The following is an 846-nucleotide window of genomic DNA, read 5'->3' on the forward strand; positions in this document are numbered from 1 at the left end:
ATTGGCTTCTGTGTTCGTACCTGTGGCAATGCTGTTATTTGCACTGGCATTGGCATTAGAACCGGTGGCAACAGCACCCTGTCCACCTGCATTAGCTGTATTACCTGTGGCTAAGGAATCATTCCCCGATGCGATCGCACTTTGACCAATGGCGGTAGAATTTGTACCACTAGCTCTAGCACCATCACCGTAAGCCGAAGCAGAAATACCACTGGCTTCGGCAGCATTACCTGTGGCGGTGGCAGAATTTTGGCTAGCACTTGCACCTGTACCGACAGCGATCGCATTTGTGGCACTCTCACTGACTGTAGCTAGATTACCTATGGCAGTCGAGCCTGTTGCACCATTCTCAACTGTTGCACCTGTACCTGTGGCAATGCTGTTATTTGCACTGGCATTGGCATTAGCACCGGTGGCAACAGCACCTTGTCCACCTGCTGACGCTGTATTACCTGTGGCTAAGGAATCATTCCCCGATGCGTTCGCACCTCTACCAATGGCGGTAGAATTGTCACCACCAGCGTTCGCACCATCACCGTAAGCCGAAGCAGAAATACCAGTGGCTTGGGCGGTGTTACCTGTGGCGGTGGCAGAATTTTGGCTAGCATTTGCACCTGTACCGACAGCGATCGCATTTGTGGCATTATCACCAATTGTTGCACCTTCACCTATGGCAGTTGAACCTGTCGCCCCTGTTCCAACTGTTGCACCTGTACCTGTGGCAATGCTGTTATTTGCATTGGCATTGGCATTAGAACCGGTGGCAACAGCACCTTGTCCACCTGCTGACGCTGCATTACCTGTGGCTAAGGAATCATTCCCCGATGCGTTCGCACCTCTACCAAT

At 51.8% G+C, this 846-nt stretch carries 1 pseudogene; it reads right to left on the reverse strand.

The features are described from left to right. A pseudogene (locus A3775_RS23925) lies at window positions 1-846 on the reverse strand (hypothetical protein); the annotation flags it as partial.

It is taken from the genome of Anabaena sp. 4-3 (assembly GCF_001597745.1).
Taxonomy (GTDB): Bacteria; Cyanobacteriota; Cyanobacteriia; order Cyanobacteriales; family Nostocaceae; genus Trichormus.